Origin of the sequence: Rhizobium sp. BK376, assembly GCF_004341625.1 — a bacterium.
Taxonomy (GTDB): domain Bacteria; phylum Pseudomonadota; class Alphaproteobacteria; order Rhizobiales; family Rhizobiaceae; genus Rhizobium.
Window position 1 is genome coordinate 141,731 of sequence record NZ_SLZG01000002.1, and the last position, 15,591, is coordinate 157,321.

14 protein-coding genes and 1 tRNA gene are annotated in these 15,591 nt (G+C 58.5%); 12 read left to right on the forward strand and 3 right to left on the reverse strand.

Annotated features, from left to right (window positions below):
* The first annotated feature begins 207 nt into the window (after window positions 1-207).
* From glmM to serA, 6 genes are all read left to right on the forward strand, one after another.
* On the forward strand, window positions 208-1,560 hold the full coding sequence (gene glmM / locus EV561_RS05240; protein ID WP_132518366.1) for a phosphoglucosamine mutase: 1,353 nt from the start codon (window positions 208-210) through the stop codon (window positions 1,558-1,560).
* Window positions 1,561-1,772: 212 nt separating this feature from the next.
* Window positions 1,773-2,621: an outer membrane protein gene (locus EV561_RS05245; RefSeq protein ID WP_132518368.1), complete on the forward strand. Its 849-nt coding sequence runs from the start codon at window positions 1,773-1,775 to the stop codon at window positions 2,619-2,621.
* A gap of 202 nt (window positions 2,622-2,823) precedes the next feature.
* Window positions 2,824-3,117: a KTSC domain-containing protein gene (locus EV561_RS05250; protein ID WP_165927753.1), complete on the forward strand. Its 294-nt coding sequence runs from the start codon at window positions 2,824-2,826 to the stop codon at window positions 3,115-3,117.
* Between the two features lie 203 nt (window positions 3,118-3,320).
* Window positions 3,321-4,154 carry an outer membrane beta-barrel protein gene (locus EV561_RS05255; protein WP_132518372.1) on the forward strand — a complete coding sequence of 278 codons (834 nt, stop codon included), beginning with the start codon at window positions 3,321-3,323 and terminating at the stop codon, window positions 4,152-4,154.
* Window positions 4,155-4,335: 181 nt separating this feature from the next.
* On the forward strand, window positions 4,336-5,517 hold the full coding sequence (locus EV561_RS05260) for a phosphoserine transaminase (protein WP_132518374.1): 1,182 nt from the start codon (window positions 4,336-4,338) through the stop codon (window positions 5,515-5,517).
* A gap of 84 nt (window positions 5,518-5,601) precedes the next feature.
* Window positions 5,602-7,197, forward strand: coding sequence for a phosphoglycerate dehydrogenase (gene serA, locus EV561_RS05265; protein WP_132518376.1), 1,596 nt, complete (start codon window positions 5,602-5,604; stop codon window positions 7,195-7,197).
* A gap of 63 nt (window positions 7,198-7,260) precedes the next feature.
* Here serA and EV561_RS05270 read toward each other — a convergent pair whose 3' ends face one another.
* Entirely contained in the window at window positions 7,261-8,184 is a 924-nt protein-coding gene (locus EV561_RS05270) for a LysR substrate-binding domain-containing protein (RefSeq protein WP_132518378.1), read from the reverse strand.
* 392 nt (window positions 8,185-8,576) lie between these two features.
* Here EV561_RS05270 and EV561_RS37080 point away from each other — a divergent pair, with 392 nt between their 5' ends.
* The 4 genes from EV561_RS37080 (at window position 8,577) to EV561_RS05285 (ending at window position 12,185) form a co-directional block, all read left to right on the forward strand.
* Window positions 8,577-8,723 carry a hypothetical protein gene (locus tag EV561_RS37080; RefSeq protein ID WP_165927750.1) on the forward strand — a complete coding sequence of 49 codons (147 nt, stop codon included), beginning with the start codon at window positions 8,577-8,579 and terminating at the stop codon, window positions 8,721-8,723.
* Between the two features lie 158 nt (window positions 8,724-8,881).
* A complete protein-coding gene (locus tag EV561_RS05275) occupies window positions 8,882-9,463 on the forward strand; it encodes a histidine phosphatase family protein (RefSeq protein ID WP_132518380.1) in 582 nt (193 codons plus the stop codon).
* Between the two features lie 608 nt (window positions 9,464-10,071).
* Window positions 10,072-11,940, forward strand: a complete 1,869-nt coding sequence (locus EV561_RS05280) for a hypothetical protein (protein ID WP_132518382.1) — start codon at window positions 10,072-10,074, stop codon at window positions 11,938-11,940.
* 26 nt (window positions 11,941-11,966) lie between these two features.
* Window positions 11,967-12,185 (forward strand): hypothetical protein, encoded by a 219-nt coding sequence (locus tag EV561_RS05285; RefSeq protein ID WP_132518384.1) that lies wholly within the window; start codon window positions 11,967-11,969, stop codon window positions 12,183-12,185.
* 59 nt (window positions 12,186-12,244) lie between these two features.
* Here the strand turns inward: EV561_RS05285 and EV561_RS05290 are convergent, their stop codons facing one another.
* Window positions 12,245-12,451, reverse strand: coding sequence for a hypothetical protein (locus tag EV561_RS05290; protein WP_132518386.1), 207 nt, complete (start codon window positions 12,449-12,451; stop codon window positions 12,245-12,247).
* Between the two features lie 344 nt (window positions 12,452-12,795).
* Between EV561_RS05290 and mnmA the strand changes: the two genes are divergently transcribed.
* Window positions 12,796-13,995, forward strand: a complete 1,200-nt coding sequence (mnmA, locus tag EV561_RS05295) for a tRNA 2-thiouridine(34) synthase MnmA (RefSeq protein ID WP_132518388.1) — start codon at window positions 12,796-12,798, stop codon at window positions 13,993-13,995.
* A gap of 130 nt (window positions 13,996-14,125) precedes the next feature.
* Window positions 14,126-14,202: transfer RNA gene (locus EV561_RS05300), tRNA-Met, on the forward strand.
* Window positions 14,203-14,884: 682 nt separating this feature from the next.
* On the opposite strand, the gene EV561_RS05305 is transcribed toward EV561_RS05300, so the two are convergent.
* Window positions 14,885-15,406 carry a DUF992 domain-containing protein gene (locus EV561_RS05305; protein ID WP_132518390.1) on the reverse strand — a complete coding sequence of 174 codons (522 nt, stop codon included), beginning with the start codon at window positions 15,404-15,406 and terminating at the stop codon, window positions 14,885-14,887.
* Window positions 15,407-15,591: the final 185 nt, after the last annotated feature.

The following is a 15,591-nucleotide window of genomic DNA, read 5'->3' on the forward strand; positions in this document are numbered from 1 at the left end:
GATAATCAAGGGGCCGGCTCTCGTTTTTCGGGAGCCGGCCTTTTTTGTCGGTAACAGGATATGATAGGCTTTCTCTGTAAGTGACGTGATAGGGCCCCCGTTTTATGGCATGAGCCTCATGATTTGAGGTCTCTACGCTTAGTTGATTTGAGACGTGTGTGGGGATGCGTGGCCCTCATCGGGCACGCTTTAATCGCGGGAGTTTGCATGAAACGCAGTTATTTTGGAACGGACGGTATCCGGGGCCAATCCAATACTTTTCCGATGACGCCCGATCTGGCCATGCGGGTCGGGATCGCGGTCGGGACCATTTTCCGACGTGGCAGCCATCGTCACAGGGTCGTCATCGGCAAGGACACACGTTTGTCCGGCTACATGCTGGAAAATGCCATGGTTGCCGGGTTCACGGCAGCCGGCGTCGACGCTTTCGTTCTCGGCCCGATCCCGACTCCTGCCGTCGCGATGCTGACGCGGTCACTCCGCGCCGATATCGGGGTTATGATCTCGGCCTCGCACAATCCTTACGAAGACAATGGCATCAAGCTTTTCGGCCCTGACGGCTACAAGCTCTCGGACGATCTCGAACAGCAGATCGAGGAGCTTCTGGAGAAGGACATCTATTCGCAATTGGCAAAGGCCGATGACATCGGTCGGGCCAAGCGTATTGACGGCGTGCATGATCGTTATATCGAGCATGCGAAGCGCACGCTTCCACGGGACGTCACGCTTCAGGGGCTGAGGATCGCCATCGACTGCGCCAATGGCGCCGCCTACAAGGTCGCGCCCGCTGCGCTCTGGGAGCTTGGCGCGGATGTCGTGACCATCGGCAACGAGCCGAACGGCATGAACATCAACCTCAATTGCGGTTCGACCAGCCCGACGGCACTTCAGAAGAAGGTCGATGAAGTGCGGGCCGATATCGGTATTGCGTTGGATGGAGATGCCGACCGTGTCGTCATCGTCGACGAGAATGGCACCATCATCGATGGCGATCAGCTGATGGCTGTCATTGCCGAAACCTGGGCCGACAATCAGATCCTGCGCGGTAACGGCATCGTTGCGACTGTTATGTCCAATCTTGGCCTGGAGAGGTTTCTCGGCGGCAAGGGGCTGGAGCTCGCCCGCACGAAGGTCGGCGACCGCTACGTTGTCGAGCACATGCGCCAGCATGATTTCAACGTCGGCGGCGAACAGTCCGGACATATCGTGCTGTCCGACTATGGCACGACGGGAGACGGGCTCGTTGCGGCGTTACAGATTCTTGCCTGCGCCAAGCGTTTGGACAAGCCGGTCAGCGAGATCTGCCGTCGGTTCGAGCCGGTGCCGCAGCTTCTGCGCAATGTGCGCATTTCCGGAGGAAAGCCCCTGGAGGATAACCAGGTGCGGCAGGCGATTGCCGACGCGGAAAGCGAACTTTCGCGAAACGGCAGGCTGGTGATCCGGCCTTCGGGTACGGAGCCCTTGATCCGCGTCATGGCGGAAGGGGATGACCGCAGCCAGATCGAACGCATCGTCAACGATCTTATCGGCGTGATCGCAAACGTTCGCACTGCCGCCTGAGCATCCATCCACTCCTTTTTTGAAACAGCCGGCGTGTTCAACGCCGGCTGTGTTGTTTTTATACTCATAGTTGAATGCTTCGTGGTCTGATTTTCCGAACAACAAGGTAAATAATCGTAGTTAAGCGGGTTTTAACTTTTCCAATTCATTATCCATGGCATGTGTCAGGCTGCTTCGTCCGGCCGATGACGACGAATTGGGAGTCCCAAGCCATGATGAAAAGATTGATCGGAACGGTTGTCGCAACGCTTCTAACCACATCCGCATTTGCTGCGGATCTCTACACGCCCGAGCCGGCCCCGCAGGCCGCCCCGCCTGTCGTCAGCCAGTCGAGTGGATGGTATCTGCGCGGCGATGTTGGCTATGCCTTTACGGATCTGCGCGGGGCAAACTATTTCCAGGGGTCTAACAGCAACCTCGTTGATTTCAGCAGCTCCAGTCTCGACGACAACTTCACGCTCGGCGGCGGTGTCGGTTACCAGATCAACAACTACCTGCGCGCCGACTTGACGATGGACTATCTGTTCAGCTCGGATTTCAACGGCTCGACCCATGGTGACTGCGGCGCCTGCGGACCTGGATTTACCTCGGTGGCGGCAACCTCGCATGACGTGGCTTCGATGACGGCCTTCAGCTTGCTGGCCAACGCCTATGTCGACCTCGGCACTTACGGCGCCTTCACGCCTTATCTCGGCGGCGGTCTCGGCGGTACCTACGTCAAATGGGACAATCTGCACAACACGTCCTGCGCGGACGATGATTCCTCGTCTTGCGACGGCACGGTTAGCCACAACGGCCGCGGCAGCTGGCGGTTCACCTACGCTCTGATGGCAGGTACTGCGATCGACCTGACCTGCAATCTCAAGGCCGATGTGGGCTATCGCTTCCGCCACATCGAAGGCGGCGACATGTTCGGCTACGCCGAGAATGGCGGTCCGGGCTACGACAAGGGCATCAACATCCACGAGGCTCGCCTGGGTGCTCGCTACACCTTCGGCGGCTGCGAGACGGCAACCTACATGCCGCCGGCCGATATCCCGCCGGCCCCGGTCTACAAGTAATATCCCGATTTCCTGCCTTGGTGCCCCGAAAGCCGCTCGATCCGTCGGGCGGTTTTTTCTTGTCCGACTGCGATCCACCTGATCCCGGCGGGCCGATTGGGTCATTTCAGTTTTGGCGGTGGAAACCCCCGATATGGAGGGTGCAAAGGCTGCCATCCTTGGCTTATTATGCCTTATATCCCTCGGGACAATTGGGTGGGAAATGCGTGTTCAATCCTTCAGCTTGAGCGCTATCCGGTCGGCTGCCTACGAGGCGGATACCGAGACCCTGACCATCTATTGGCACAATGGCCGCAAATCCTCGCATTATCTGGTTCCCGAATGGGTCGCGGTAAAGATTTTTTCCCTTGCCGATCCCTATTCCTTTTATCTCAATCATATCAGGGACACGTACCCCGCCACTCAGCTGTCATGGCGATCGCTCTTCAAGCGACGGAGAGATAGCGTCGCTCAATCCGAGATCGAAGCCTGGGAGAGAGAGATGTCGGCGGGGTGATCTCCCTGGTGTCTCGTCAAATTGATCCTGCTTGAACACAACTTCCTAAACGCCAGCATCGCCCTTTTAAACGTTCGTTAACCATGAATTCCTTATGGTTAATGAAACGACAATGGCGCGACATCCGTCATCCCTAGGGGATCGAGATGCGAGCCACGCAGGATTGAAATGCGGGGCGACCCGCGGGTGAGAAGGGCAGTTCGATGATCCGTTTCAAGGCGCTGGCCGTCGGAACCGCGATGGCGGCTACGCTGGCCGGGACGGTTTTCGCCGGTGATCTGCCGCCCGAGGTCAAGATGCAGGAAGTCACCGTCAAGGACGCGCAAGGCTTCTACGTCCGCGGCGACGTCGGCTATGCCGTCAACGCCGATCATCACGGCGTTCGTTTCCGAGACTATGATTCGGCGACCGGCGACTACAGCGGCGGCAGCTTCGATTCGGACCGCTTTGATGGCGGAGATTTCACCGGCAGCCTTGGCGTCGGCTACCAGTTCAACGACCTTGTTCGCGCCGATATCACCGGCGATCTCTTCAGCGGTGATTTCAAGGGAAAATTTTCGAGCGACGAGCCATGCGCCGGCGGTAGCGCCGGCACCGGCTGCGGCTACAAGGGTTCCTCTTCCTACACCGCTGGAAGCCTGTTGCTGAACGGCTATGTCGATCTCGGCACGCTTGCCGGCTTCACACCCTATGTCGGTGCAGGCCTCGGGGCCACGCGGGTCGATTGGAACAGCGTCAACGCCACGGCCTCCTGCATCGACGGCAGTGCTGGTTGCGGCGGCGCAGGGTCTTCCGCCAGCCGCTATCCCGGCCAGGCTGACTGGCGCTTCACCTATGCGCTCATGGCCGGTGTCTCCTACGATCTTGCCCAAAACGTCAAGATCGATCTCGGCTACCGCTTCTCCCATGTGGCAGGCGGGGACATGTTCGGCTACTCCGGCGCTGATTCGGCCGCGGGTGCCTCAGGGGCCATGGGACGTGACGGTTCATTGTCGCGTCATGAAATCCGTATCGGCCTGCGCGTGACTACCTGGTAGTCACGTCACCACCTGGTAGTTTTGCGCATTTCCCCTCGCATCCGCGACCTTGCGACGCAAACACGCCAAAAATTAATCCGCCTGCGACACTTCCATCTTGACCGCGTGCGCGGCCTCCTATACCCACGGCGGCGGGACACCTCTCCCCAACGAGAGGCTAATTACCTGGAAGGGTATACATATGGCCGCTGCCACCGCAAAGCCGGACGTACGTCCGGAGAACACCCATTTTTCTTCTGGCCCCTGCTCGAAGCGCCCTGGTTGGTCGCTCGAAGCTCTTTCCGACGCGGCCCTTGGCCGTTCGCACCGCGCGAAAGTCGGCAAAGCCAAGCTCAAGCAGGCCATTGATCTCACTCGCGAAATTCTGGAAGTGCCGGCGGATTACCGCATCGGTATCGTTCCTGCGTCCGATACCGGCGCTGTCGAGATGGCGCTCTGGTCGCTGCTCGGCGAGCGCGGCGTCGACATGGTCGCCTGGGAAAGCTTCGGTGCCGGCTGGGTCACCGACGTCGTCAAGCAGCTGAAGCTCAAGGACGTCCGCAAGATCGAAGCGGGCTATGGCGAGCTTCCGGATCTCTCTACCATCGATTTCGACCGCGACGTGGTCTTTACGTGGAACGGCACGACCTCGGGCGTCCGCGTTCCGAACGGCGATTTTATTCCTGATGACCGCAAGGGCCTGACGATCTGCGACGCGACGTCTGCAGCCTTCGCCCAGAACCTCGATTTCGCCAAGCTCGATGTCGTTACCTTCTCCTGGCAGAAGGTTCTCGGCGGCGAGGGCGCGCACGGCATCATCATCCTGTCGCCGCGCGCTGTCGAACGCCTGACGACCTACGCACCGGCCTGGCCGTTGCCGAAGATCTTCCGCATGACGTCTGGCGGCAAGCTGATTGAAGGCATCTTCACCGGCGAGACGATCAACACGCCTTCGATGCTTTGCGTCGAGGACTATATCGATGCTCTCCTCTGGGCAAAGCAGCTCGGCGGCCTCAAGGCGCTCGTCGCCCGTGCCGATGCCAACACCAAGGCGATCGCCGATTTCGTCGCCGCCAACGACTGGATCGCCAACCTGGCCGTCAAGCCGGAAATCGAATCCAACACCTCGGTCTGCCTGAAGATCGTCGACAAGGACGTGGCCGCTCTCGATGAAGCCGGTCAGGCGGATTTTGCCAAGGGTCTCGTCGCTCTCCTCGAAAAGGAAGGCGTCGCCTATGACATCGGCGCCTACCGCGACGCGCCGTCCGGTCTTCGCATCTGGGCCGGCGCCACGATCGAGACTGCAGACATGCAGAAGCTGATGCCGTGGCTCGACTGGGCTTTCAAAACCCAGAAGGCGACGCTGTCCCAGGCCGCTGCCTGACGTGATCGCATAGGCTCCGCCAGAAGGGCGGAGCCCCGCATCTCCATTCGATTCATCGCTGAACACTTTTGAAGGAAGCCCCCAATGGCACCTCGCGTTCTCGTATCCGACGAACTGTCGGAAACCGCCGTCCAGATCTTCCGCGATCGCGGGGTCGAAGTCGATTTCCAGCCGCAGCTCGGCAAGGACAAGGACAAGCTTTTCGAAGTCATCGGCAATTATGATGGTCTTGCCATCCGCTCTGCCACGAAGGTGACGGAAAAGATCATCGAAGCCGCCAAGAACCTCAAGGTCGTCGGCCGCGCCGGCATCGGCGTCGACAATGTCGACATCCCGGCCGCTTCCAAGCGCGGCATCATCGTGATGAACACGCCCTTCGGCAATTCGATCACGACAGCCGAACACGCGATCGCGCTGATGTTCGCCGTCGCCCGCCAGCTGCCTGCCGCCGATGCCTCAACGCAGGCAGGCAAGTGGGAAAAGTCACGCTTCATGGGTGTCGAAATCACCGGCAAGACGCTGGGTGTCATCGGCGCCGGCAATATCGGCGGTATTGTCTGCAAGAAGGCGATCGGTCTCGGCATGCATGTTCTCGCCTATGACCCCTTCCTGTCCAAGGAGCGCGCTGAGGAAATGGGCGTCACCAAGGTCGAGCTCGACGAGTTGCTGGCCCAGGCCGATTTCATCACGCTGCATGTTCCGATGACGGACAAGACGCGCGGCATCCTCAACAGGGAAGCGCTGGCAAAGACGAAGCCGGGCGTGCGCATCATCAATTGCGCTCGCGGCGGTCTCGTCGACGAGCAGGCGCTTGCCGATGCCATCAAGGCCGGACATGTCGCCGGTGCTGCCTTCGACGTCTTCGAAGTCGAGCCCGCCAAGGAAAGCCCGCTCTTCGGCTTGCCGAACGTCGTCTGCACGCCTCATCTTGGCGCGTCGACCACGGAAGCCCAGGAAAATGTTGCCCTGCAGGTTGCCGAGCAGATGGCAGATTACCTCGTGAAAGGTGCTGTTTCGAACGCCATCAACATGCCGTCGATCACGGCCGAGGAAGCGCCGATCCTGAAGCCCTTCATCAAGCTTGCCGACGTTCTCGGCGCCTTCGTCGGCCAGGTCACCGACGAGCCGATCAAGGAAATCGAAATCCTCTATGACGGTGTCACTGCCGGCATGAACACCAAGGCGCTGACCTCGGCGCTGCTGGCCGGCCTCATCCGCAGCCAGGTCGCCGACGTGAACATGGTTTCGGCGCCGATCATGATCAAGGAAAAGGGCATCGTTCTTGCCGAGGTCAAGCGCGACAAGACCGGCGTCTACGACGGCTACATCAAGCTGACGGTCACGACCGAAAGCATGACGCGCTCGGTTGCCGGCACCGTCTTCTCCGACGGCAAGCCGCGCTTCATCCAGATCAAGGGCATCAATCTCGACGCCGACGTCGGCAATCACATGGTCTATGTCACTAACACCGACGTCCCCGGCATGATCGGCTTCATCGGCACAACGCTCGGTTCAGCCAACGTCAACATCGCCAACTTCCAGCTCGGCCGCGACAAGCAGGGCGGCGACGCCATCGCTCTGCTTTATGTCGATGCGCCTGTCAGCGATGAAGTTCTGGCCAAGCTGACCGCCAATGCGGCTATCCGCCAGGCAAAGCCGCTGACCTTCAACGTCGATTGATTTCTCCTCCCAAGGGAAACATGCGAACCCGGCGTGGCGAAAGCTGCGCCGGGTTTTTCTTGTCTATGACGCGGCGATGGTCCGCTGGGCGATCAGCCAGTTGCGAAACAGCGCTATGACAGGGCGCTTCAGCGCATTTGCAGGATAGATTAGCGTGTAGTTCAGCGATGCCGGCTGGATTTCGGTGAAGCAGCGGACGAGGCTGCCTTTCTGCAGGTCGTCTGCCACAAGAGACGTGCGGACGAGCGCAAATCCGGCGCCCTGTCGGCAGGCCTGCAGCATCTCCTCGAGAGAATCGAAGTCGGGGCCATCCGCAACTGCTTTGGCGATATGGAACGAAGCGAGTTCCTCATTCTCCCCCGTGGTCACCTGCTCGTACCAACGCTGCCAATCCAGCAAGGCATGGCGCATGCCCGCAAACCTGAGCAGGGGCGCCGAGGCAATCGCGCCGCGCGGGGGAAGTCGCCCGAGATATTTCGGGGCGCAAACGACAAATTCCTCCTCGGCGAAGAGTGGTTCTCCCACCAGGCCGGGGGTCTCCGGTCCCAGACTGATGGCAAGATCGATATCCTGCTGGTCGAAATCCGGACGCCGGTAGGTCACGGTCAGATTGAGGACGACCTCAGGGTATCGCTGACAGAAATCCTTGAGGCGCTGACCCAGCCAGCCGCTGGAGAATTCCGGGGTGACAGACAGTGTCAACGTTTGGCTGCTGATATTCGAACGCGCCTGATGGAGCGCACGCTCCAGTTGGTCGATTGCCTGCGACACGGCGGGATGGAGAGAGGCCCCTAGTGGCGTAAGGGTGGCGCCTCTGCGGCCGCGAACCAGAAGCGCGCCGCCGATCCATTCCTCGAGCTGGGCTATCTGATGGCTGACGGCCGTTTGGGTGAGACCCACACGCTCGGCCGCCCGACCAAAACCACCGGTGTCGGTAATGGCGCAGAAAGCCTTCAACGCGGCGATGGGTGGCAGCGGCCTTGGCATGAAAATCCTTCATGTCTAGAAAGGAAAGCTTCATTATAAGAGCTATGAAATTGGATGCATAGCTGTTCTTTCATCGGGAGCACGACGATTTCCATGAAAGAATATTATATCTACTGGTGGAGATTTCGATGGCGACGGGGGAGTGTTTTTCGTCTGTTCTTCCGAAGGGCGCCAGAGGTTTCGCGCCAATCCACGGAGGAGGTCAGTGCTCATCTCAGGCGCGATATCGGACTTGAAGATCCGTCTGGGGTGCAGGGAGCATCTCTCAACGATCGATGAAGCGAAGCTTTTGCTTCACTCGCCCAGCACTGAATGCATCAGCGGCCCCGTTCAGCCTGATGTCAGTCTCGATCTCTAAGTTGTGAAAGCGGCAGTCATGGGAGGCGGACGGATTGGCGATCAGACAGATGATATATGGAGCCGTGTTCGTCGCGGGTCTGATGGCAGCAGTCATGACCATTCCCATGGTGAATAGGACATCGCCCGATGTCATCACCAATGGTGTTTCGCCGCTTGCCTCGCTCGCGGGGTCCCGCTGAGCGGTACGGGCCGAACAATCCACGTCGATCCGATCTGGCCTTTAAGCCAGTGCCCTGATTGTGCATGACAGCAGTCAGCTCTCGACAGCCAACCTTTCGAATGCGATGAAGGGATAGCGGCGCTTGCAAGTGCCATCCGCGATCGAAAGGTGGGTCAGATGAGCAGCGCGTTTCCCGAAATCTATCTCGTCCGTCACGGTGAAACGGAATGGAGCCGATCCGGCAAACATACCGGTCGCAGCGACATACCTTTGACAGAAGCCGGCGAGGAGGCTGCCCGGAAGGTCGGCGACCGTCTGCAGGGGCTTTCCTTTTCTGTCGTGTGGTCGAGCCCTTCCCAGCGGGCATCGAGTACATGCGCGCTTGCCGGTTTCGGCGCGGACCGCATCGTCAAGGATGATTTGGCTGAATGGGACTACGGCGCCTATGAGGGCGTGACCACGAAGGAAATCCTCGCTGAACGGCCCGGCTGGCAGATTTTTCGCGACGGTTGCCCGCGGGGCGAGATGGCGGCGGATGTCGGTGCGCGCGCAGACCGGATCATCGGTGACTTCAGACGGACCGAAGGCACGATCCTGGTGTTTTCAAGCGCACATTTTCTGCGCGTGCTTGCCGCACGCTGGTTGGGCCTGCCTCCGGAAGGCGGCGCGTATTTTGCGCTCGACACCGCCAGCATCAGCGTTCTTGGCTATGAGCACGATCTCACGGAGCCGGTTGTCCGCAGGTGGAACCAGAAGTAAGCGGTACCAGCGGCAAGCGCTTCTCAGCAACCAAGGCTGCGGTCGATCGTCAGCGTGTCTTTCTACGTGAATTTTACTTGGCAACCAGACGCAGAGGTTGCATATCCGCATCGGATACAGCAGAGTGCATCCATTGCCGCCCAGGACGTGAACGATATGGCGTCTGATTCGATCAACAGATTTATTGGATCCCGCGTAAGGGCACGTCGCCTAACTCTGGGGATTGAAGCCGCAACGTTTGCCGGGGACCTAGGCCTTGCAATTCGGGACCTGGAGGAATTTGAAATAGGTGCAAAGCCGATCGGCGCTGCTCTGCTTCAGAGGATCGGGAAAATACTTCTTGTTCCTGCCATGTATTTTTTTCAGCAAGAACCGGAGCAGCCTTTGACGTTGAATGGGGTCTACGGGACCGATCGTGAACCTGACGTTCCACCGCAAGGGTTGAACCTGGGAAACGCAATGCACAAGATAACGGATCCCGATCTTCGTGAGCAGCTCATGTTGGTCGTTCAAGCCTTGGTCCAGGCACGCCCAAGATATCGTTCCTGATCGGTGGACAATGATGCAACCGATCGCGCAATCTTGCATGAATACCGAAAGGTGAGGGCATGACACAGCCCGAATTCAAACTCGTAACACTTGGTCGGTTGCGGCTTGTCGATGGAGCCGGAAATACCGTTTCGTTCCCGGAAAAGGGGCTGCTCATTCTTGCGCATGCGTGCCTGAAGAATTGGGAGCGGAAATCGCGGACGGAAATCGCTCGCCAGTTTTGGGCGGATGTCGATCAGGCCCAGGCCTCTGCGAACTTAAGAAAAACCGTAAGCCGCATCAGCGACCGGCAGGCGCAGCTCGATTTCCGGCCTTTCGAATTTGACAGTCGCTCGGTCGCAGTTTCGCAGTCCGCGTTCCGGCACGATATAGACGAACTGACATCTGTAGAGGGTGTTTCGCCGCTCGATCACTTTCTCAAGTTGGCCGGGTTGCTTCAGGAAGAGTTTCTTTCAGATGTCAGGGCTCACGATGAGACGCTGAACGGCTGGATCGAAGATCGCCGCAATGAATGTTTTGCCATGCTGCGCGAAGCCTTTCTGGGGGCTGCGGAAGCTGTTCCCGAGGCGCATAGGTCGGTTTTCAAGACGGTCGCCATGCGGCTTCTCGACCGGGATTCCGGAGACGAGACCGTTCGCGCGGCAATAACGTCGATCTATGACTATCAAGGTTACGGGCAGGAGGAACGGGGTCTCGACGTCAGGGGATTGCAGGCTGGGCGCCGGCTTCCTGCCGAGGCTGCTGCAGCCGCAATTCAGCTCGAGGGCGAAACCAGGCGGCCCCCGAGGATGGTTCTCCTTCCGCCGAAAATCAGCGGCAACAGCGCCGACGCCTATGGTGCAGCGCTTGTGGAAGATGTGACGATCGGCCTGTGTGCGTTACGATCGGTTTCGGTGCTTGCGCCTTATACGGCCGCGCAGATTGCAGGCCGCGCGAACAAATCCCAAAGCTATGAGCGACATAGCATCAGCTACGTGCTCGAGACGCGGATAACCGATGAGGCTCAGGGGCATACGCTTTTCGCCCAATTGATATTCTTCGGGAACGACGAAATCGTGTGGGCGGATCGTTTCAATATAGCCGAAGCGGGCCTCATCCACTCGCGCAGGGAACTTGCGGGCAAGATAGCGTCGGCGATTTCGAGACAGGTCGAGAGAAATGAGCTGCAGCGTCTTTTCTTCGAAGAAAATGCTGCGGCCTACAAGCATTTCCTGATCGGGCAGCAGACGCTGACGTTCCTCGATCTGGCACGTGTTCGCCGAGCACGTGGGCATTTTCGCGAGGCCCTGAAGGAGCAGTCCAGCTTTGCGCCGGCCTTGAGCGGCCTAGCGCGGAGTTTCTTCTTCGAATGGCTTCTGACTGCTCGTGGCGACAGCGAACTTCTGTCGCTGGCGGAACGGCATGCCAATGACGCCATCACCGCAAACTCCTCGTTGGCGCCGGGATATCGTGAACTCGGCGTGGTGAAGCTTTACCAGAGGCAATATGACGAGAGCATCGCGTTCCTCAGCACTGCGGAAAAGCTGAGCCCCAACCATGCCAATATTCTGGCGAGCCATGCCGACACGCTGGTGCAGGCATCCCAACCGGGCGAGGGGCTGGAGAAGATCAAGGCGGCCCTGGATCTCAATCCGCTCGCGCCTGATGAATATTTCTGGACTGCCGCCGGAGCGAGCTATTCGCTGGAAAAATACGAGGATGCGCTCGGCTATATCGACCAAATGAAAGATAAGCTTCCGGCAGACCGCCTTGCGGCGGCGAGCTGGGGCATGCTCGGCAACGCAAAAAAAGCAAAACAGTTTGTAGCGAGTACCTTCGAGGTTCATCCAGACTTTAGTTTGGAGAAATGGATGTCAATTGTGCCGTTCAAAGAAGATTGGCAGAAGGCGCATTACCTCGAAGGCCTGAAAAGTGCGGGCTTCAAGTAAATCCAGTTAAATCAAAGGAGATAATCATGGCGAATGTTGTAGTATTCGGAATTGAAGGCGAAAGCGACCTCTGGATCGCTGATTTGGGTGCTGGCACGGTGTCGAAAATCGGCAAGCCCACGCAGGGCGAGCTGGCGACCGTCGACAAGCTGCGCGCGGCAGGAACCACCATCGTGAAGGGCGTCAACCTAGCGGTTACCGCACAGTCCAGCGCTTCCGTCGCCGGCGGTTTCATGGACGGCTGATCGAGCCGCATCAGATGCCAAGATTGATGGCGAGACAGTCTCGCCATCAGTTCACTCTATCAGTTTGGGATGTGGTCGTTCTGCGGAACGAGAGCAATGTCCGGCCTGGCCTGCTCGCCGATTTCGTCCAACAGGGCGACCAGGGCTATGTTCAGGGATTCAGCGACTTTCTCGAAGCCGATCTCTTCGGCACTATCGCGGGCAGAGGCTACAAGTCTAGCAAGAGCAGCAAGTTCCTGTTCTCGTTCATTGGGATGCGACGTCATCTCGGGTATTTTCACTCACAATTAGCAAATCAATTCTTTCACTATAGCTGCCTCTGTCTCTTCTGTGCGTAACATCGGCGTTACACCTCCCGTTATTATTGGTGTTAGCGCTATCCAGGGACAGGTTCTTTGTAACGGTCAGTTGCCCGGACTGCCGTGAAAGTGCGTCGTGACGGCCAACTCTTGCGCGCAAGGGCAATCCTTTCTATATCCGTCAGGAAATAGTCCGGCGGCTGGTCATCTCCCGGCGGCTGGCAGCATGAAATCCGCCGCATTTGCATGACACTCGACGGATCGACATTATCAATTGAACACTGTGACGAAAGCATCGACGGTAGGTAGCCGTGAACACGCTCGATTTTGACAAGAAGCCGGAAGATACCCGCGTCGTGGTCGCCATGTCGGGAGGCGTCGATTCATCCGTCGTTGCCGGTATTCTGAAACGGCAAGGCTATGACGTGCTCGGCATCACGCTGCAGCTCTATGATCACGGGGCGGCCGTCCATCGCGCCGGCTCCTGCTGCGCGGGCCAGGACATAGACGATGCGCGCCGCGTTTGCGAGACGCTCGGCATTCCGCATTATGTGCTCGATTACGAGAAGCGTTTCCGCGACACCGTCATCAATCCCTTCATGGAAAGCTATGTTGCTGGCGAGACGCCGATCCCGTGCGTGTCCTGCAATCAGACCGTAAAATTTGCCGATCTGCTGGCGACGGCGAAGGAACTCGGCGCCGATGCCTTGGCAACCGGCCATTACATCCGGTCGCGCCCCAATCCTTCGTCCGACAATCCCGGTCGTCGTGCACTCTATCGCCCGGCCGATGCCGATCGCGACCAGAGCTATTTTCTCTTCGCAACGACGCAGGAGCAGATCGACTATCTACGTTTCCCGCTCGGCGGACTGCCCAAGTCTGAGACACGCAAGCTGGCCGAAGAGATGGGCCTCGTCGTTGCCAAGAAGGCGGACAGCCAGGACATTTGCTTTGTGCCGCAGGGCAAATATTCCGACATCATCACCAAGCTGAAGCCGAATGCGGCGCTCGCCGGCGAGATCGTTCATCTCGATGGCCGCGTGCTCGGAAGCCACGAGGGCATATTGCACTACACGATCGGCCAACGTCGCGGTATCGGCATCGCAACCGGCGAGCCGCTCTATGTGGTCTATCTCGACGCCCGTTCGCGCCGCGTCATCGTCGGGCCGAAAGAGGCGCTGGAGACCCACCGTGTCTATCTGCGCGATGTGAATTGGCTGGGCGACGAGCCGCTCTCGGTCGCTGCTTCGGGTGAGGGGTTCGCCTGCTATGCCAAGGTGCGCTCGACCCGCGCGCCTGCGCCTGCCGTTCTGCATGCCGACGAGACTGGCGTCTATGTCGACCTGACGGTCGGCGAGGCCGGTGTGGCGCCCGGACAAGCCTGCGCGCTTTATTCCGCGCCCGGTGACGATGCCCGTGTCTACGGCGGCGGCTTCATCGAGCGTTCGGAGCGCGAACCTGCGGCCGAAGCTTCGCTCAAGGCCCTCCTTTGCCAGCCGGTTGCTGCATAAAATTCTTTGGAAAAGGCCGGGCTTTAACGCGGCCTTTTTCTCTATGACATGCTTGACACAAAGGCGAGACGCCCTTTATAAGCCGCTCATTCGACGGGCCGGGCGCTTTGCAAACGGCATTGTTGTTCATGGCTGGGTAGCTCAGTTGGTGAGAGCGCAGGATTCATAACCCTGAGGTCGGCGGTTCAATTCCGCCCCCCGCTACCATTCAAGCTTAAAATTGTTGAATGAATTCCAGGCCTTGCGAGCGCAAGGCTTGTGGTCTCTGTTTTGCGCCGTCCTTAGGCTACGGGTTGGCCACATTCGCTGTGTAGTTTGAAACCATGCGCCTCCAGATTTATATCATCGTGGTTCTCCTCAGCGCCATAATGTGGGTCCTGTCTTTTCATGCCACGCGGGACGGGTATCGCCATGCCTGGCGCGCCGGATTGATGCCGGATCTGCATATCAAGCATCATATCCATCGCGTGCTTTGACCCACCCCTAGTCCGGTAGCAGCATCGTGATTCAACGATCCTAAAAAGAGCTGCCAAGACATTTGCAAAATAATCGATAGCAGGCTACCATTCGCACAACTACTGAATGTGAGGAATGGGGTAACACACATACGCCCGCCCGTATGGCAATGACGATGCTCGTGGCTAAGAACCTCCGTCCCATTCCCTGCGTCGTCAGGAACATAGCGGACAAGCACGTAAGGCGGACGAAATTTTACCAATCTATTGGTTCAGCTGGGCCTGCTGAATAGCCCCGCGGCTTTCCGCCAATCCGCATCAGCCTTCAATAATCTTGGAAGCAAAAATAAGGTTGCCAAAACGGCGACCGGAAAAGCCGCGACGAAGATGACGGCGTCGCGGCCAAATAATAATAGAAATAACCCGAACCGCTATCAGCCTTCCGGCGTCAGCGTCATCGAGGTGCCGGTTGCCGCGACATTGAGGCCGAGCTGACCGGTTACGCTGATGGTCTGAAGATGGATCGAGCCCTCGGTTCCTCCGAAGAGGATGTTGGTGCCGACGCCGGCTGCAACGGTGGCCTCAGCGGTAGCGCCCTGATAGAGGCCGGCCAGCGAGCCATGGTGATAGCCCGATGTCGGCGCGAACACAGCCCAGATCAACCGTCCGCGCGTCGTGAAGCCGAGGTCGACGCCGAATTTACGAATGCTTCCGGAATAATGATCGACACGGTCACCTCCGAAGCTCGAATGAAATGTGCAGTCGACGGTTTTCGAGGAACCGAGAAGGTAGCCCACGCCGGGGCCGATCAAGCAGTCGAGGTATCCGATCTTTACGCCGCCCTGGACATCCGTTTGTTGTGGGCGCGTCGTCACCAGGTCTGCAGAATTTGCGCTCGAGATGCAAACCTGCGTTAGGGCTGCCGCGCCAAGCAATACTGCAATGGTCTTTTTCATCGGGTTCTCCTTTAAATATGACATGTCGGATATAGAGTTCGCCTGCGGTTTACCAAGGCCATGTCTGAAGAATGCCTTAACGGAAGGTTGGGCGACGATGGGGCAATGCAAATCGAACTGTTGACCCCGCCATCCATCATCGGCATCTGTGGCGGAATTCTGAATGCAGATTTCACCACTTATCA